This window comes from Ruegeria sp. CH8 (assembly GCF_056536985.1).
In genome coordinates this window covers 1-17,542 of the sequence record NZ_JBQFQR010000020.1, presented here as the reverse complement: position 1 = coordinate 17,542, position 17,542 = coordinate 1, and the positions used below count along the sequence as shown (strand labels likewise).

The window sequence follows — 17,542 nt, the reverse complement described above, 5'->3', positions numbered from 1 at the left end:
ACGCTGGAGGAGCAACGCAATGGACGACCTGTCCCCCAACACAGCTGAATTGGACCCGATCGAAATCGCCTCGATTGACGAAATCCGAGCGACACAGCTTGAACGCCTCAAATGGTCGGTTCGACATGCCTATGAAAACGTTCCGATGTACAAGCAGCGCTTTGATGAGGCTGGTGTCCATCCGGATGATTTGCAACAGCTTTCGGATCTTTCGAAGTTCCCGTTCACTTACAAAAACGATCTGCGCGACAACTACCCCTTCGGCCTTTTCGCGGTGCCACGCAGTGAGTTGATCCGATTGCATGCGTCATCTGGCACGACGGGCAAACCGACAGTGGTGGGATATACTAAGGGTGATATCGACAACTGGGCGGATCTTGGCGCGCGGTCGCTGCGGGCAGCCGGTTTGCGTAAAGGCGATATGGTGCATAACGCCTATGGCTATGGCCTGTTCACCGGCGGTCTGGGCGCACATTACGGGATCGAGCGCTTGGGTGCGACCGTTGTACCAATGAGCGGCGGGCAAACTGAAAAGCAAGTTGGCTTAATTACCGATTTCCAGCCCGACGGGATCATGGTGACCCCGTCGTACATGCTCAACATTCTTGAACAGTTTCACAAATCCGGGCTCGACCCCAAGAAAAGCTCTCTCAAGGTCGGTGTTTTCGGCGCAGAGCCCTGGACAGACGCGATGCGCGCAGAAGTCGAAGCCGCGTTCGATATGCACGCGGTCGATATCTATGGCCTGTCCGAAATCATGGGCCCCGGCGTCGCGAGCGAGTGCGTCGAAACAAAAGATGGTCCCGTGATCTGGGAGGATCACTTCCTCCCAGAGATCATTGATCCGACCACAGGTGAAGTTCTGCCAGACGGCGAAACCGGCGAGTTGGTGTTCACCACTTTGACCAAAGAAGGTTTGCCAATGATCCGCTACCGCACGCGCGATCTGACTTGTCTGTTGCCCGGAACGGCGCGTTCGATGCGCCGGATGGCAAAGATTACTGGCCGCAGCGACGACATGATGATCCTGCGGGGCGTTAACGTCTTCCCAAGCCAGATCGAAGAGCAAGTCATGGCAACGGGCGGTCTGGCCCCCTACTATCAGATCGAACTGTACAAATCCGGCCGAATGGACGCGATGCGGGTGTTTGTCGAAGCGTCAGCAGACTCGACCGACGAGATGTCCAGAACGGCTGCGGCCCGAATGCTAACCAAGCGCATCAAGGACATTGTTGGCGTTTCTACAGAAATTGTTGTAGGTGATCCAGGTGACGTCGAACGCTCTCAGGGCAAGGCGAAGCGCATCATCGACAACCGCGACAAGGAATAAGCCGTGGCCCGGACAATCGCCAAAGACCACGACCAGAAGCGGGAACAGATTCTCAAAAGAGCTGCGAAAATTTTTGCGGATCAGGGGTTTGATCGCGCCTCGATGACCCTATTGGCAAAGGAGTGCGGGATCTCCAAGGCGAACATATACCACTATTACGACAGTAAGGATGCCATCTTGTATGACATCCTTGAGACCTATCTTCGTGATCTGCGCGACCGCATTTGCAACGTTGATTTCGACGGGCTTGAACCTGAAGAGAAACTGCGAAAAGCCGTACGCGAAATCCTGTACGCCTATCAGGGTGCCGATGACGAGCACCGGGTTCAGATCAGCGGTATGAACGCCCTCGCCGACGACCAGCAAAAGAAACTGCGCGAGTACCAGCGCGATATGGTCAACTTCATCAACAATATCCTGCGGGAACTGTCTCCAGAGACATTGGGTGATGACAAGGCCAAGTTGCGCGGGGCCACAATGTCAGTCTTCGGAATGCTGAACTGGTATTACATGTGGAATACGGGAGCCGGAACCAAGGCTCGCGAAGACTACGCTGATCTGGTCTGCACGCTGACGGTCCACGGCATTCGAAAGCTGTAGGCGTCAAGCACACTTCTTTCGCTGAACAGTTTATCATTGGTTTCCACGGTGAGGCCTAGTTCTAGACGACTGCCATATCGATTGAGGAGACAATCAGATGCCGGGTAATCCGACACTAGAAATGACTGTTTTGATGACCCCCGACATGGCGAATTTCAGTGGGAAAGTACATGGTGGGGCGCTTCTTAACCTTCTGGATCGCATCGCTTTTTCCTGCGCATCGCGGTTTTCGGGCTTGTATTGTGTTACGTTGAGTGTTGATCAGGTCACCTTTCAAGAGCCGGTGCGTGTCGGGCAATTGGTGACGTTTAAGGCCAATGTAAATGACACCGGCCGAACTTCTATGGAGGTTGGAATTCGGGTCGAGGCGGAAAACATCCGCAGTGGGATGCGTCGTCACACGAACTCTTGCTACTTTACCATGGTTGCCGTGGATGATGATGGCAACCCTGCACCGGTGCCGACACTCGAACCGGAAACAGAACAAGGCAAGCGCAGACAGCAAGCCGCAAGGCTACGCCGTTGCTTGCGTCGAGAGTTCGCGGAACGGTTCGAAGCAGCGTCAGCAGGCGGGTCAGAGGGCTAGAAGCATGGGTGGTTTTTATGCATTCGACGGTGTCGTTCCTGTTGTTTCTCCGTCGGCATTTGTGCATCCGGATGCCGTTGTAATTGGGGACGTAATCATTGGAGAGGGCTGCTATGTTGGTCCGGCGGCCGTACTGCGCGGTGACTTTGGGCGAATTGTCATCGGAGAAGGCGCCAATATTCAAGAGACCTGCGTATTACACAGCTTCCCAGGGCAGGACGCCGTTGTTGAACGGTTCGGTCATGTCGGCCACGGCGCTGTTCTGCACGGATGCCATCTGGAAGAGAACGTTCTGATTGGAATGAACAGCGTCATCATGGATGAGGTGCGGATCGGGCAGTCGTGCATTGTTGGCGCGCTCAGCTTTGTAAAAGCAAAATCCATCTTTGAACCTAAGCAGATGATCGCGGGTGCTCCAGCGCGGGTCTTACGCTCATTGACAGAGTCCGAAATCGACTGGAAGACCCGCGGGACTGGCGTTTATCAGGAGCTTGCGCGCAGAGCAGCAGATGAAGTTATCGCCGTAGATCCCTTGCGCGCCGTGGAACCAGGCCGGCGACGTGTACGCGTTCCCGAATTTGACCCGCTGGTCTTGGACAGGTTGGCAAACCAGCAGAATGATTGAGCTACGACGTAAGTCGTGGACCAAACATCTGCTTGTCTAAAGTGAGAGCGATCAGCGAAGTGCAGACAATTGCGGAATGTGGAACATTGGCAACCCTGGACTCAAGGTCGACAAGCGGCTCGGAATTCCGGTATTTTGAATGTCAGCATCCAAAATCGGGTTTCATTTGTCTCGCGAGTGCAGAGAATTACTGGATTCCGCCCGTTTGACTGACTACCGTCCCAGACATAAGCCCGTTTTGGTCTCACCTGGGTGCTGTCAGACAAATTCGAACCAGTCTCAGTTTGCCGCGGAAACCGCAAACCTATTCGGAACAAAGCTAACGCCACTCGGCAAGAGCGGCGGTGCACGTCAGCTTGAATGTGTCTCGGCTGGTGAGAGATCTTTCCTGGTTGAAGTGGTTGTAGACGGAGGAATGGACGGCGGCGAACTTCTGCAAACTTCGCATGCGCCTGAAACGTTGCATGGCGCGTTCGCTTCGTCGGAAAGGAAGGTGTGAATTCTCAACGCGGTTGTTGAGCCACCTGCCCGTCTGCTGTTTTTCGGGTGCACCAAGCTCTCTGAGAGCGGCCCGATACGATGCGAAGCGATCGGTGACGACGTTTTCCGCTTCACCGTGTCGCTTCATCAATTTCTTGAGAAATTTCAGTGCTGCAGCTTTGTTTCGGCGTTTGGTGACAATGGCTTCCAGAACCTCGCCTTCGTGATCAACAGCCCGCCACAGATAATGCCGTTTGCCATTCACCTTCACGAAAACCTCGTCCACGTGCCACTTCCATTTGGAGAACGCGCGCAGTTGCTGAACACGCTTCCGTCTGATCTCACCAGCAAACATCGGGCCAAACCTGTTCCACCAATATCAGACGGTTTAGTGGCTCACCTCAATTCCGCGTTCGTGCAATAGGTCTTCCATGTTTCGAAGCGACAATGGGAACCGAACGTACAACATCACTGCCAGACGAATGATCTCAGGACTGGTTTTAAAGTATTTGAAAGAGGCAGGTCTGGTCATGGGCAAAAGCTACGCAACCGCCCTGCCCCGCTCAAGCAAAGTTCTTCTGACAAGACCGTCATGTATTCTGCAGCGCAGCTGATTGATGCAGGGCTTAGCTGCTCCGGCAAACCGCACTCCAAAATCATCCCATGCGATTCAAACCTGTCCGGGAAGCCACAGAACGATAGCAGGGAAAGCAACGAGCATCGCTATGGTTGCAGCATCCGCCAGAAAGAAAGGCGTTACACCTTTAAAAACATCCTGAACGCTTAAGTCATCACGCACACCAGCCACTACAAAGCAATTCAGCCCGATAGGTGGGGTGATCAGGCAAAACTCAGCCATTTTGACAACCAGTATGCCAAACCAGATAGCGCACATAGGCCCGGACATACCGAAGGTACTCTCAGCTGCGCTTACGGCTTCACCACCATTCAACGCCATGACGGCGGGGTAAACTACCGGCAACGTCAGCAGCAGCATACCTATCGCATCCATGAACATGCCCAGTACAGCGTAAGCCAGAAGAATACAGATCAGGATTAGCATCGGAGACATCTCAAGCGAGGTAATCCAGTCGGAGAATGCACTTGGCAGTTCAGCGAAACCAAGGAAACGAACGTAGACCAAAACGCCCCAGATGATCGTGAAAATCATGACGCTCAGCTTGGCGGTTTCCAAAAGGGCGTCTTTGAGTTCGGACCAGCGCATACCCTGATACAGCGCCATCAGGAACACCACGAATGCTCCAATTGCGCCGCCTTCGGTTGGCGTTCCCCAAGCATCACCTCCGAACGGGTTATAGACAAAGAAGATGATGGTGACGACGACAATCACGATGGGCAATGCGGGCGGCAACGAAAGGAAACGTTCTTTCCACGTAAATCCCGTGACTGCGGGGCCAAATCCTTTGATCACGACAGCCATGCCAATGATCAGCAAGCCATAGATTACCGCCGAGAACATGCCCGGGATGAATCCGGCCAACAGCAGTTTGCCCACGTCCTGTTCGACAATAATCGCGTAGATGACCAGAATGGCCGAAGGCGGAATGAGCGAGGCGAGCGTACCGCCTGCAGCGACGACACCTGCAGCAAAGCGCTTGTCATAGCCGATCTTCAGCATCTCGGGGATGGCGATACGGGCGAACACAGCGGAAGTGGCGACCGAGGCCCCGGATACTGCCGCAAACCCAGCGGTTGCGAAAACGGTCGAAACCGCCAGGCCGCCCGGAACCCAAGCCAGCCATCGCTTAGCCGCCTCGAACAGTGCCTTGGTCAGGCCCGCGTAATAGGCAAGGTAGCCAATCAGGATGAAAGTCGGGATAAGGCTCAACGCCTGACTTGAAATCTTGGAGTGCGGCACCTGCCCCGCTGTTTTGACGGCCACAGTCACAGCCTTGCCGAACCGCGCCGGGTCGTACCCAAACTTGGCCCAAAAGATCCAGATTAGACCAACCATGCCAGCTGTCGCGGCGGCAAACGCCACACGCATCCCCAACACCACAAGAACAAGCATACCGCCTGAGACGATCAGACCAATATCAATGGGTTCCATCAGATTTAACCTCAGTTGTCGTGGCCCGAGACATGCTCGGCTTCCATTGCAGCTTGAGTGGCTGCATCGGCTATTAGTGGGACGGCAATAGGTGCCTGATCGGGGTGCCGGATCGCGCGACCGTAAGCCCAGAGCTGTAGAACAAGCCTCAGGCAAAGCACGCTGAAGGCGACGGGGGCCAACAGCTTTGCGGGCCACAACGGGATACCTATGTCGATGGAGCTGTCGCGGCTCCAGAGGGGAGCACCAAAGTCAAAGCTGCGTGCGAAATGCGCCCAACTCCCCCAGATCAGCAAAACGATGAGCGCCAGAATGACAGCGGTGGTGATGAACTCAACGATATAGAGTGTCCGGCCTCTAAGCGCTCCAACAACCATGTCCATTCGGATATGGCCGCCATCACGCTGCGCATAGGAAATCCCCATGAAGGCGATCAACGGCATGGCCTGCTCGATCCAGTCCACGTAACCGGGAAGTGGCGCATTGGCGAAATTCCGACCACCAACGGAGACCACGGCCATGACCATCAGCGAGAAAACTGCAAGACCGCTGATCAGAGCCAGAAAGCTTTCCAATTTGTAGAGGCGTTGATCGAGAATGCTGAGACGGCTGTCGTCGGACAGCACCAGGGATGACCCGGCCATCGTTATACTCCGCTGTCAGGGGAAAGGGCACCCGACGCCAGCTTGGCCGACGCCGGGTTGTGAGTGGATTAGCTGCCGTTTGCGATCTTCCCAGTCACAAGGTCATAGAGCTCTTGTGCTGGTAGGCCACGCTCGGTGTTTTCTGCAATCCAGGCCTCGGCCGCGGGTGCGGCAGCGGCTTCTTTGAACGCTGCGATTTCTTCATCGCTGAAAGTGACCCGTTCGATGCCGCGCTGATCCAACTCAGGGCCCCACGCTTCCATCGTTTTGGTCTGGTAGTGGCTCACGTAGTGATCCAGTGCCTCATCCACCGATCCCAGCAGAGCTTCGCGGTGTTCGTCAGATAGATCTTCCAGCGCCAGCGTGTTCACCACGACAGGGCAGTTGACGGTGCCGGGGTTGAGGTTCGTCGTCCACCACGTACCATTTTCAATGGTACCAAAGGACATATGCGCGTGTGGCGCAAAGCTGACCGCTTTGACGATGCCGCTGTCCATTGCCTGACGCACCTCGGATGCAGACATCGAGGTCGGAACTGCCCCGACCGTCTCCATCGCCTTGCCGATACCACCTGTTGCCCGAACGCTCAGACCTTCAAAATCGGTTAGGGATTTGGGTGCTTCACCGACACCAACAAGGTTGTACTGCGGCAGCGGCGACGGCATCAGCAGAGTTGCGTCCCAGCGGGCCAGATCCTCGACAACGGCCGGGTGTTGATAAACGGCCATTGACAAGTCGACCTCTTGCTCCAGTGATGTCACACCCAGAAACGGCAGCTCCAAGACAGTGATCGAGGGGTTCTTGTCGCGGTGATAGCCAGCACAGAACTGGGCCATTTCAAACGCGCCAATTGAAATCCCATCGAGGTTTTCCTTGTTCTTCGAAAGGCCACCATAGCTGATGTTGAGTGTGAACTCACCGCCCGTCTTTTCGTTCACCAGTTCGGCAAGTTTCTCGACATGTTCGGTGAAGGCACGCCGCTTGCCCCACAGGGAAACGTTCCATTCGACGGCCAGTGCTTCGGATGCAACGGTTAGCGACAGGGCAGCAATGGCCGCCCGGTTAAGATGTTTGCGCATAATGGCTCCTCCCAGATCACGCAATTCGCTTGGGTGGAGTATTCAGGATGCGCGGCAGCCTGCCTATGAAGGAAAATGCGCGTGGAATTTCTGTTTCCCTGCGGATATCCGCAGAGTTGTCTCAGCTATAACAGTGCCTCTTTATCGAGGCCGAGTTTGACGATCTTTTCGTTGAGCGTCCGGCGGCCAATCCCAAGCGCTTCGGCGGCGGCATCCATGCGGCCTTTATGCGCTTTGATGGCTTTGCCGACGAGCTCGCGTTCAAAAGCAGCAACCGCTTCGCGCAGCGTATCCGGCACTTCGTCGAAGTGCTGATCGCTCTGGATGGCCTGCGCCACCGACCCTCCTCCACGCCGGGCCGCCAAAATGCGCCGTTCGCAGACATGGCGCAATTCACGCACATTACCGGGCCAGTCATGTGCAAGCAGCGCGGCCAAATCGTCCTGATCGAGTTCTGGCGCGTCTATCTCATAAACCTGCGCGTATTCGTTCAAGAAATGCGTTGCCAACAGAACCAGATCATCCCGTCTTTGACGTAGCGGAGGTAAAGACAGGACAACAGTATTCAGTCGAAACAAAAGGTCCTGACGCAGGCGACCTTCCTCGGCTGCCAGTGCAACGTCCTCGTTGGTCGCTGACACGACCCTGAAGCTTACTGGCACTGGCGACACAGCCCCCACCGGCAGCACCTGCTGATCTTCGATGACCCTCAGTAGCTTGGCCTGCGCCGCTGGTGGGCACGAGCAGATCTCATCCAGAAACAAGGTCCCACCCGATGCCGCCACAAGCCTTCCGTCGGATTCACCTGCGACGCCGAACATTTCCGCTTCAAACGTATCGGCCGACAATGCGGCGCAATTCAGCGCCAGAAACGGTGCCTCCGGCGAGCGGCCCAAATCATGCAAAGCATGGGCAACCAGTTCCTTCCCAGTGCCCGTATCCCCCTGCAACAAAACCGCAACCGAGGTATCAGCAAGATCAAGTATTTCTTGTCGCAAGTCTGTAATGGCGCCTGTTTGGCCCAGCAGGATGCGGTCAAGGCCTGACAGTTTGAACAGCCGGTCTTTGAGGCGGGCATTGCTTTTCCGCATTCGGTTTTGTTCAGCCGCGTGCCTCAGCACCGTCAGCAATCGCCGTGGTTCATATGGCTTCTCGATAAACCCGTACGCCCCTTCCTGTATGGCTTGAACCGCCATCGGGATGTCACCATGTGCCGAAATCAATACCACCGGAGGCGCTACATGCCTGTCCAGACTGGCCAGCAATTCAAGCCCCGACATACCCGGCATACGCACATCGGACAGAATGACATCGGGCGACGCGCTGGCCAGATACTCAGTCACGTGGGTCGCGCGCGACAGGGCGCTAACAGTCCAGCCAGCGGCTTCGAGCAACTCGATAAGAGATTGTCGCATCGATTTGTCATCATCAACGACCAGAACTTTGAAGGGTTGCTGCTGAGTCATTCGTCCGTTTCTTCCGTAATTGGGGCAATCGGGAAGGTGACACGGAAAATTGTTCCGCCGCCATTACGATTTCGGGCCGTCATTGTGCCGTCGTGATCTTTGACAATGCTGGTGGAGATAGCCAGTCCCAAGCCCATGCCTCTCCCGCTCTCTCTTGTGGTTACAAATGGCTCTTGCAACTCAGCCAGCGTTGCCTCGCCCAACCCGTGACCGTTGTCTTGAATTTCCAACACGACCTCATCATCAGAAGTCATGACGGCGATATGGATTTCAGGCCCATCCGCTTCATCCATAGCATCTATGGCATTGCGCAAAAGATTAGTGATGACCTGTTCGATCCGCAGGGCACTGCCCCGGATAATGGCCGGTCCAGTCGACGCATCAATTGAGATTTTCACCTTGCCCTGCTCGATGTTTGGCGCAACCAAAGCCAACGCTGCGTCAACCGAAGTGCATAAGTCTACGTCGTCGAACGCTTCACTCTCTGACCGTGCAAAAAAACGCAATTGGCGCGTGATCCCTTCCATCCTGTCCACGAGGCTTCCGATTTTTTGCGGCAGCTTGGACTCACTGGAAGATGAGATCTCTTCTGCCACCAGGTGATTGCGCATCGCAGCGATGGGCTGGCCCAGTTCATGCGTGACCGACGCGGATAGTTGTCCCAGAGCCGCCAGTCGGCTTGCGCGCTCCAACTCGCCTTGGGTGCGTTTGAGGCTCCGCTCGGCTGTCTTGCGGTCGTCGATTTCGATGGCGAGCCTTTGATTTGCCTCGCGCAGCTTTGCTTCTTCCTCTTCGGACCGCACCAAGGCCGCGCTTACCCGCTTTGCGCGTTGTATCTGGAAAAAGATAAATGTGAGCCCCGCCAAAAGGACAAAAACTGCTGTTACAAGCCAACTGCGTGCAACGGCCTGATCGTCACTTGCAAAATAATGAAGCGACCAGCCATGGGGTAAATCCGCAGCTGCAAGATGCAGGCGTTTCGTCCCTGCAATTCTGGCCTGATCCCCCGGCAATTCAGCCCAATCCAACGGACCCAAATCTTGTCCCGGAAACTGTCTGGCGTTTCGGATCCTCTCTTTTTGCTGTTCAGACAATGGCGTCAGGACGCGGTACAGCCAATCCGAGTTCGATGAAAGCAAAACGACACCGTCTTCATTGGCCAGAAGTACCTGTTCGCCCGAGTTTTTCCAACTGACCTGAAGATCAGAGAAATCGATCTTAATCGCTATGACACCAGTAGAAGATCCCCGGTTGTCGAGAACCGCATTTGCAATGAAGTAACCCGGCAGACCGGTCGTTGCCCCGATGGCATAAAAGCGGCTCTGTTCACCAGAAACGGCAGTTTGGAAATACGGACGGAAAGCGTAGTTTTGGCCAACAAAGCTCCCAGTGTCGCGGTAGTTCGATGCGGAAATCGTGATCCCGTCTTCGTCCATCAGGTAGATCGCATCCAGCCCCGCCTGATCTGCAAAATCCTCGAGGCGTCGGTTTAGAGTACCGGTGCCGGCTCCTTCTGCTGTTCCAATTACAAAGGAATCCTGTGACAGCACGTATGTGAGGTGGGAAAATCGTTCGAGTTCGCTGTTTACCGAGCTTTGATAGAGAGAGAGCCGGCCCTGAGCTTTCGAAAGCTCCTCCGAAACAAAGTACTGGTAAGAAACCAAATAAAGGCCAATGCTGGCGGCAATGGCTACCAAAGTACCTACAATATACGAAGTTGATCGCATTGAGTGCCCATGAACTGCGACAGCATAGGATCACAGTAGGTTTTATCCGTCCATCCCAAGAGTTCTAATCCGACATTTGGATGTTCAGGCCAAACAAAAATGACCGAGTGGTTTGAGAACGCAAAGCAATGAACGAACATGCCGAAACAACTATTTGCATTCCACAAGCAGATTTCGGCCCTTAACGGTCCTATGGTGCCAAATTGGATGCAATACTACAGCTGCGTCAAAGCGACCGTTCTAAAGCCTCCACGTTGAGTAGGAGCGGTTCCTTTTTGACTAGGACTTAACCCCTATGAGCTTAGGCTACATCCCAGAAAGCCCCGCATTGGTGTTCAATAGAAACTGGCGGAAGATCGGGCTGCTTGCCGCTCCAATGCCTCGGGCGTTTTCCCCAACTGCTGCGGCTTCTACGACCGGAGGAATCAATCCGCGCTTGTCTTGGTTGAGGAGGTAACGACGAACCCGGGCAACCAACTCTTCGCGCACTTCTGATGGGAACGCGCCGTCTATGAAAATCGCCTCAAAGTCGATGACCGCGCAAATAGACAAGGCAGCCTTAGCAAGTTCCTGTGCCGTGGTCCCAATCCAGGGCTCGACAAATCGTGAAATGCTGCTCCAATCCTGTGGCTTCTTCCAGAGGATTTGGGGATCGACACCGGCTTCGATCAACCTGTCTTCGAGCAGGAACAGAGAGGCAGTATCGATCAGTTGTTGGCTTTCGCCTAAAGGCCCGGTCGTTCGCATCGCGCCCAAGGCACCTGCATTTCCCTGGTTGCCCTCAAACACGGTGCTGTTCAGCGCGACCCCGCCGCCGATCATTGACCCGATGAAGAAATAAAAATAGTCGCGATATTCGGCCCCGCGCCCATAAAGATGCTCGGCGTGACAGGCAGCCGTCGCATCGTTGACCACAAAAACTGGCAGGTCGCTGAACTTGGCGACCTCGGAAAAGAAACTCACGTTTTTCCAGGACCTGAATTTCTTGGCCGCAAGCCCAGACAGGTCGTGCCATTTCCACAGTTCGAACGGAGTCCCGATCCCAATGCCGCAAACCCGGTCGCGTAGCCTGTGAGGCTCATGGGACAGCAACGTTTCCAAGCCAGTTTCCAGAAACCCGAAAACGGCCTCGGGCAGAGGATAGTCATATGTCGTAGAGAGCTGGCGACGTGGTTTGCCCGTAAAGTCGATCAAAAGCAGGTCAGCACTGCGCCGGCCGATCTTCATACCCACCGACAAGATGCCTTCCGGGTTTAGCTCCATTGGGATTGATGGCTTTCCCACTTTCCCGCGCAGTGGCGTTCCACGCTTGAGAATCGCATCTTTTTCGAGCTTGCGCAAAATGATGGATACGGTCTGAGGAGAGAGGCCCGTCAGACGCGCGACGTCCGCGCCTGCCGCGGGTCCATGACGTTGTAAAACTGTCAGAATCAGGCGTTCGTTATGATCGCGTACGCCGCTTTGACTTACGCCTCCGGTCAGTACCTTAAGAGCCTCTTTCTCCATAACCCTGAACATAAACACCTTGTTTTCTTATGGAAAGATATCGATGCAAATTAATAAATAAACTTTATTTATTAATTGACAGAAGGGCTAGAATCACAGTTTCTTGAATACGACCTTCATTGGAGGATGGAGGCGCGTCCCGCAGGAACGCCACGCGGGGCAACAACATTTTACTGGGAGGACAATATGAAAAATCTATTCAAGGTTGCCGTATCTGCGACCGCGCTCACAATGGCTGCGGCAACCGCTCAAGCGGCGGGGGAAACCGTCTGCCTGATCACGAAGACCGACACCAACCCGTTCTTTGTAAAGATGAAGGAAGGCGCAACTGCCAAGGCAGAAGAGCTTGGCATGACGCTCAAGGCGTTTGCCGGTAAAGTTGATGGCGACCATGAAACTCAGGTTCAGGCCATTGAAACCTGCATACTCGACGGCGCAAAAGGCATTCTGTTGACGGCATCCGACACCAGCTCGATCGTTCCTGCGGTCAAACAGGCACGGGATGCGGGGGTTTTGGTCATTGCTCTGGATACGCCGCTTAGCCCGATTGACTCGGCGGACGCGACATTTGCGACGGACAACTACAAGGCCGGGCTACTGATCGGTCAATGGGCAAAGGCCAAAATGGGCGACGCCGCAGCCGATGCCAAGATCGCGACGCTGGATCTTAACGTCAGCCAGCCGACAGTGGACGTTCTGCGTAATCAGGGTTTCCTCGACGGGTTCGGCGTGGACCTGGCGGACCCGAACGTCATCGGCGACGAAACCGATGCGCGTCTGGTCGGTAGTGACGTGACCGACGGCAACGAAGAAGGCGGGCGCCGCGCGATGGAAAACCTTCTGGCAAAGGATCCATCCATCAACGTTGTTCACACGATCAACGAACCGGCCGCTGCGGGCGCATATGAGGCGCTGAAATCTATCGGGCGTGAAAGCGACGTACTGATCGTTTCGGTCGACGGCGGGTGTCCCGGTGTCCAAAACGTCGAAGCTGGTGTGATCGGGGCGACAAGCCAGCAGTACCCGCTGTTGATGGCCTCGCTTGGTGTTGAGGCCGTGAAGAAATGGGCCGAAGAGGGCGTGAAGCCCGAAAACACACCCGGCAAAGATTTCTATGACACGGGCGTGGCGCTCATCACCGACCAGCCGGTTGATGGGGTTGAGTCGCTGTCGGTCGCAGAAGGCCTGAATCTCTGCTGGGGCTAAATACAGCTCTATTGGGTGAGGCGCGCAGCAGCGCCTCATCAATCCTTTCACCAGCAAACCGAAACTTCCTGTAAACTGATTTCGTGGACGCGATGCCAGCCACGAAAAGGGGGAGATATGTCCGAAGCAAACCAAAACGCCCAGGAATTCGAAACCGCCGCCAACGCGTCAGAGACAGTTGCGGAGTTTGAAGATCACCGGCGTGGTGTTCTGGGGAAGTTGCAGCATCTTCTCCACGTCAATCCATCCTTTGTGCCATTGATCGTTCTGGTTGGCGCTATCGTAATTTTCGGCCTGCTACTGGGCTCAAAGTTCTTCTCACCCTTTGCGATGACGCTGATCCTGCAACAGGTTCAGATCGTGGGCATCGTGGCCGCGGCACAAAGCCTTGTGATTCTGACCGCCGGCATCGACCTAAGCGTCGGTGCGATCATGGTGTTTTCATCCGTCATTATGGGTCAGTTCACCTTCCGCTACGGCATCCCCGTGCCCATTGCAGTGATGTGCGGGCTGGCAATGGGAACCCTGATCGGGGCTCTCAATGGATGGCTGGTCAGTCGCGTAAAGCTACCGCCGTTTATTGTCACGCTCGGCATGTGGCAGATCGTACTGGCGACAAACTTCCTGTACTCCGCAAACGAAACAATTCGCAGTCAGGATATCGAGGCCAACGCCCCGTTCCTGCAATTCTTTGGCACAAAATTCAGCATCGGCGGCGCGACCTTCACAGTTGGCGTGATGTTTATGCTCGTTCTAATTTTCGTGCTGGCTTACGCGCTAAAACACACGGCTTGGGGCCGGCACGTCTATGCAGTCGGAGACGACCCGGAGGCTGCCGAACTTTCCGGCGTAAACGTCCACAAAACCCTGATGTCCGTTTACATGCTGTCCGGTTTGATCTGTGCCTTTGCGGGCTGGGCTTTAATCGGGCGCATCGGATCGGTCTCGCCGACCTCCGGCCAATTGGCCAATATTGAGAGCATTACCGCTGTTGTGATCGGGGGTATCTCGTTGTTCGGCGGGCGAGGCTCCATTCTGGGATCGTTGTTCGGAGCTTTGATCGTCGGCGTGTTTACTCTGGGTCTGAGGCTGCTGGGCGCAGATGCGCAGTGGACCTTCCTGCTCATCGGACTTCTCATCATCGCGGCGGTCGCCGTCGACCAGTGGATCAGAAAGGTATCGGGCTGATGTCAGACACAACTCCAGTCGTCCAGGGCCGCGGGATCGTAAAGCGCTATGGCCACGTCACCGCCATCGACCATTCCGACTTTGAACTGCGCCAGGGCGAAATCTTGGCGGTGATCGGGGATAACGGCGCGGGCAAATCCTCCATCGTCAAGGCGATCTGCGGCGCCACGATCCCGGATGAGGGCGAGATTCTGATCGAAGGGCAAAAGGTCAACTTCACTTCGCCGATCGACGCCCGGAACATGGGGATCGAAATCGTCTATCAGCAGCTTGCCATGTCCCCTGCCCTGTCGATTGCTGACAACATGTTCATGGGGCGCGAGATCCGCAAACAAGGGTTCATGGGCAAATACCTGCGCCAGCTCGACCGCCCCGCGATGGAGAAGTTCGCCCGTGAAAAACTGACCGAGCTTGGGCTGATGACTGTACAGTCGATCAATCAGGCGGTCGAAACTCTCTCTGGCGGCCAGCGCCAAGGCGTAGCCGTTGCGCGTGCTGCTGCATTTGCGACGAAGTTCATCATCATGGACGAACCCACGGCTGCTTTGGGGGTCAAGGAAAGCCGCAAAGTGCTTGAGCTTATCCAAGATGTGCGGGCGCGTGGTATTCCGATCATTCTGATTAGCCACAACATGCCGCATGTCTTTGAAGTCGCCGATCGCATCCACGTACATCGGTTGGGCAAACGCCTGTGCACGATCGACCCCAAGGATTACACGATGTCCGATGCGGTGGCCTTCATGACCGGCGCCAAGGAACCCCCAAAAGAGGACGCCGCGTGATTGATCAGGATGCAAAGCGCGTTTGTGACCTGATTTCCTCCCGGAGGCAGGTTGGGGTTCGGACGATTGTCGCAATCGCCGGCCCCCCTGCATCCGGAAAGTCGACTTTGGCAGAAACCGTCGTTCAATCGCTGAACGTGCAACAAAGCTCTGCGGTTCCTTTAGCCACGTTGGTACCCATGGACGGTTATCATCTGGACAATCGCGTGCTGGAAGCACGAGGCTTGCTGGCCCGCAAAGGCGCGCCGGAAACCTTCGACGCAGTTGGGTTCTGTGCTGCAATCAGAGTGCTTCAATCCGCGCAGCATGAATCCTTTCATCCTAAATTCGACCGCCAAATGGACTTGGCCATCGCCAATGCGATTGCGGTTCACCCTGAAACTCCGATTGTGGTTGTGGAAGGGAACTACCTTTTGATGAATAGCGACCCGTGGAGGACGTTGGCAGATGTTTACGCCGCAACGGTTTTTGTCAGCCCCACATTGGAGGAACTCGAAAACCGGCTACAGCATCGGTGGATCAATCATGGCTTTGACCCGCAAACCGCGCTGCAACGCGCGAAAACGAACGATCTGCCCAACGCGGAACACGTCATCCGTGATAGCAGAAAAGCGGATATCACACTGAACCAGAATTACACCGAATTCGGGATGCGCTACGTCTTCTGAAGCCATGCTTTGGATACACCCATCCGTCAAAGCAGCTACTCCGAACGGGTTCAGGTGTGACCAAAACCACTCCATATTCGATTAGGGAAGCTCATGAAATTCTTCGTGGACACCGCAGAAGTAAACGACATCAAAGACAGGATAGATTTTGGGTACTGTCAGACAAATTCGAACCAGTCTCAGCTAGGCCAAGATCGCTGCCCTTTATGCCGCACCGGGCTTGCGCCACTCGGCGAGAGCAGCGGTGCGAAGCACTTGAATTGCGATTGCTTACTCATTCGCGAAGGATACGAGAGCACCCTGCCCACCTTAACCCAAGTTCTTCTGACAAGACCAACAAACGTGACCTTTTTTGTATCGTGATAAAGAAGTTAAGCAATCGGCAAAAAATTGCCACCATGTAAATTGCAAGCAAGCCACTAACATTAATAGTGAATTTGGAATTCACCTTCACGAAGCATCATAAGATTGCTCAATTTTCGTACAAATATTCCAAAATTGCCTTATGTTTCAAGCGTTGAACGCAGAATCAAGTAGCATGACCGAAGATTCAAGCAATCGTTGTTGGCGAGGTGGGTTGTCGAGGGCAATAAAAGAAATAACTTCTAGGGAATTGTTGCTGTGAAAATTCAATTCTGAATAGCTATATGGATTGACCGGATGCCGGAGTACCAGACTATTCGCGAAGAAAAATCGCCCCAAACCATCGATTGCCCATACCATGGTCGATTGAGATTGTATCACGCCAATTCGGCGAACAACAAAAGGGCGCTGGACATTCTCCTTACCTTAATACTAGCTCCAGTTTTTGTACCTTTAATTCTCATGCTGGCACTTATTGTTCGATTTGATGGAGGCCCGGCATTTTTTGGTCATGCAAGGGTTGGTCGTGACGGAAAACCATTCATGTGTTGGAAGATTCGCACAATGGTGCCAGACGCCGAAACTAAGCTGGCAGCCTATCTTGAAGATAACGCTGAAGCCAAAGCTGAGTGGCATGAAGCAAGAAAGTTGCGATCAGATCCCCGGATTACGTTTACAGGATCATTTCTAAGACAGACAAGCCTAGATGAACTTCCTCAAATTTGGAATGTCGCAAGAGGTGACATGAGCTTTGTTGGCCCAAGACCCATCGTCGAAAGCGAGCTTGAACTTTATGGTGAGAACCAGATTGCGTACACCGCCTTACGCCCGGGAATAACTGGATTGTGGCAGATTTCGGGTCGAAACGATGTGCAGTACGCCGAACGCGTTCGTCTCGACAAAGAATACCATGAGACTATGAGTTTGCGCAAAGATCTAACTATTCTCGTGAAAACCGCCGGTGTCGTGCTTCGTAGAACAGGCCACTAACGTACTATCGACGGCCATTTTCGAAAAGATGAAGACAATTTTTTGAGCGTAAGTCTCTGGATTAGAAGTTTGAATTTAGTGAGCCACCTGAACTAACGTTCTTAAAAACTGCATAAAGTGTTATTTAGGGTCTACTGAGTTGTCAACGGCGGTGAGAAAGTCTGCCATTGGGCGGAGCAAAAGTCGTCCACTGTTTGGGTGACCGGCGCCTTGGCAAACGCGCTCCCAAAT

At 54.4% G+C, this 17,542-nt stretch carries 15 protein-coding genes and 1 pseudogene; 9 read left to right on the top strand and 7 right to left on the bottom strand.

Translation table 11 applies throughout. The features are described from left to right. Positions 1-19: 19 nt before the first annotated feature. The 4 genes from paaK (at position 20) to ACR0ER_RS19630 (ending at position 3,141) form a co-directional block, all read left to right on the top strand. Positions 20-1,330, top strand: coding sequence for a phenylacetate--CoA ligase PaaK (gene paaK / locus ACR0ER_RS19645; RefSeq protein WP_480770379.1), 1,311 nt, complete (start codon positions 20-22; stop codon positions 1,328-1,330). A gap of 3 nt (positions 1,331-1,333) precedes the next feature. After that, complete coding sequence (locus tag ACR0ER_RS19640; protein WP_480770378.1) at positions 1,334-1,930, top strand: TetR/AcrR family transcriptional regulator; 597 nt, start codon at positions 1,334-1,336, stop codon at positions 1,928-1,930. Positions 1,931-2,027: 97 nt separating this feature from the next. Beyond that, on the top strand, positions 2,028-2,516 hold the full coding sequence (locus ACR0ER_RS19635) for an acyl-CoA thioesterase (RefSeq protein WP_480770377.1): 489 nt from the start codon (positions 2,028-2,030) through the stop codon (positions 2,514-2,516). A gap of 4 nt (positions 2,517-2,520) precedes the next feature. After that, the gene (locus ACR0ER_RS19630; RefSeq protein WP_480770376.1) at positions 2,521-3,141 is read left to right on the top strand and encodes an acyltransferase; all 621 of its coding nucleotides are present in this window, start codon (positions 2,521-2,523) and stop codon (positions 3,139-3,141) included. A gap of 319 nt (positions 3,142-3,460) precedes the next feature. Here ACR0ER_RS19630 and ACR0ER_RS19625 read toward each other — a convergent pair. From ACR0ER_RS19625 to ACR0ER_RS19595, 7 genes and pseudogenes are all read right to left on the bottom strand, one after another. Continuing rightward, a pseudogene (locus ACR0ER_RS19625) lies at positions 3,461-4,153 on the bottom strand (IS6 family transposase). Between the two features lie 138 nt (positions 4,154-4,291). Further along, positions 4,292-5,692: a TRAP transporter large permease gene (locus ACR0ER_RS19620; protein ID WP_480770375.1), complete on the bottom strand. Its 1,401-nt coding sequence runs from the start codon at positions 5,690-5,692 to the stop codon at positions 4,292-4,294. A gap of 11 nt (positions 5,693-5,703) precedes the next feature. Beyond that, positions 5,704-6,336 carry a TRAP transporter small permease subunit gene (locus ACR0ER_RS19615; RefSeq protein ID WP_480770374.1) on the bottom strand — a complete coding sequence of 211 codons (633 nt, stop codon included), beginning with the start codon at positions 6,334-6,336 and terminating at the stop codon, positions 5,704-5,706. A gap of 68 nt (positions 6,337-6,404) precedes the next feature. Further along, entirely contained in the window at positions 6,405-7,415 is a 1,011-nt protein-coding gene (dctP, locus tag ACR0ER_RS19610) for a TRAP transporter substrate-binding protein DctP (RefSeq protein WP_480770373.1), read from the bottom strand. Between the two features lie 125 nt (positions 7,416-7,540). Then, positions 7,541-8,881 carry a sigma-54-dependent transcriptional regulator gene (locus ACR0ER_RS19605; RefSeq protein ID WP_480770372.1) on the bottom strand — a complete coding sequence of 447 codons (1,341 nt, stop codon included), beginning with the start codon at positions 8,879-8,881 and terminating at the stop codon, positions 7,541-7,543. Further along, the gene (locus ACR0ER_RS19600; protein WP_480770371.1) at positions 8,878-10,608 is read right to left on the bottom strand and encodes a sensor histidine kinase; all 1,731 of its coding nucleotides are present in this window, start codon (positions 10,606-10,608) and stop codon (positions 8,878-8,880) included. The genes ACR0ER_RS19605 and ACR0ER_RS19600 overlap by 4 nt, the downstream gene beginning before the upstream one ends. 306 nt (positions 10,609-10,914) lie before the next feature. Further along, on the bottom strand, positions 10,915-12,114 hold the full coding sequence (locus ACR0ER_RS19595) for an ROK family transcriptional regulator (RefSeq protein ID WP_480770420.1): 1,200 nt from the start codon (positions 12,112-12,114) through the stop codon (positions 10,915-10,917). Positions 12,115-12,300: 186 nt separating this feature from the next. Between ACR0ER_RS19595 and ACR0ER_RS19590 the strand changes: the two genes are divergently transcribed. The 5 genes from ACR0ER_RS19590 to ACR0ER_RS19570 all read left to right on the top strand — a co-directional run bounded on the left by ACR0ER_RS19590 (position 12,301) and on the right by ACR0ER_RS19570 (position 17,311). Next, the gene (locus ACR0ER_RS19590) at positions 12,301-13,320 is read left to right on the top strand and encodes a substrate-binding domain-containing protein (RefSeq protein ID WP_480770370.1); all 1,020 of its coding nucleotides are present in this window, start codon (positions 12,301-12,303) and stop codon (positions 13,318-13,320) included. A 117-nt stretch (positions 13,321-13,437) separates the two neighbouring features. Continuing rightward, positions 13,438-14,508 carry an ABC transporter permease gene (locus ACR0ER_RS19585; RefSeq protein WP_170336080.1) on the top strand — a complete coding sequence of 357 codons (1,071 nt, stop codon included), beginning with the start codon at positions 13,438-13,440 and terminating at the stop codon, positions 14,506-14,508. After that, positions 14,508-15,290 (top strand): ATP-binding cassette domain-containing protein, encoded by a 783-nt coding sequence (locus tag ACR0ER_RS19580; RefSeq protein WP_352990097.1) that lies wholly within the window; start codon positions 14,508-14,510, stop codon positions 15,288-15,290. The genes ACR0ER_RS19585 and ACR0ER_RS19580 overlap by 1 nt, the downstream gene beginning before the upstream one ends. 107 nt (positions 15,291-15,397) lie before the next feature. Next, positions 15,398-15,958: a nucleoside/nucleotide kinase family protein gene (locus ACR0ER_RS19575; protein ID WP_480770369.1), complete on the top strand. Its 561-nt coding sequence runs from the start codon at positions 15,398-15,400 to the stop codon at positions 15,956-15,958. Positions 15,959-16,618: 660 nt separating this feature from the next. Further along, positions 16,619-17,311, top strand: coding sequence for a sugar transferase (locus ACR0ER_RS19570; RefSeq protein ID WP_480770368.1), 693 nt, complete (start codon positions 16,619-16,621; stop codon positions 17,309-17,311). Positions 17,312-17,542 lie beyond the last annotated feature (231 nt).

Excerpts from the sequence above, each read along its gene's own strand:
- paaK (WP_480770379.1), top strand. The coding sequence starts at position 20 with ATGGACGACCTGTCCCCCAACACAGCTGAATTGGACCCGATCGAAATC.
- ACR0ER_RS19635 (WP_480770377.1), top strand. The coding sequence starts at position 2,028 with ATGCCGGGTAATCCGACACTAGAAATGACTGTTTTGATGACCCCCGAC.
- ACR0ER_RS19630 (WP_480770376.1), top strand. The coding sequence starts at position 2,521 with ATGGGTGGTTTTTATGCATTCGACGGTGTCGTTCCTGTTGTTTCTCCG.
- ACR0ER_RS19620 (WP_480770375.1), bottom strand. The coding sequence starts at position 5,692 with ATGGAACCCATTGATATTGGTCTGATCGTCTCAGGCGGTATGCTTGTT.
- ACR0ER_RS19615 (WP_480770374.1), bottom strand. The coding sequence starts at position 6,336 with ATGGCCGGGTCATCCCTGGTGCTGTCCGACGACAGCCGTCTCAGCATT.
- dctP (WP_480770373.1), bottom strand. The coding sequence starts at position 7,415 with ATGCGCAAACATCTTAACCGGGCGGCCATTGCTGCCCTGTCGCTAACC.
- ACR0ER_RS19605 (WP_480770372.1), bottom strand. The coding sequence starts at position 8,881 with ATGACTCAGCAGCAACCCTTCAAAGTTCTGGTCGTTGATGATGACAAA.
- ACR0ER_RS19600 (WP_480770371.1), bottom strand. The coding sequence starts at position 10,608 with ATGCGATCAACTTCGTATATTGTAGGTACTTTGGTAGCCATTGCCGCC.
- ACR0ER_RS19595 (WP_480770420.1), bottom strand. The coding sequence starts at position 12,114 with ATGGAGAAAGAGGCTCTTAAGGTACTGACCGGAGGCGTAAGTCAAAGC.
- ACR0ER_RS19590 (WP_480770370.1), top strand. The coding sequence starts at position 12,301 with ATGAAAAATCTATTCAAGGTTGCCGTATCTGCGACCGCGCTCACAATG.
- ACR0ER_RS19585 (WP_170336080.1), top strand. The coding sequence starts at position 13,438 with ATGTCCGAAGCAAACCAAAACGCCCAGGAATTCGAAACCGCCGCCAAC.
- ACR0ER_RS19580 (WP_352990097.1), top strand. The coding sequence starts at position 14,508 with ATGTCAGACACAACTCCAGTCGTCCAGGGCCGCGGGATCGTAAAGCGC.
- ACR0ER_RS19570 (WP_480770368.1), top strand. The coding sequence starts at position 16,619 with ATGCCGGAGTACCAGACTATTCGCGAAGAAAAATCGCCCCAAACCATC.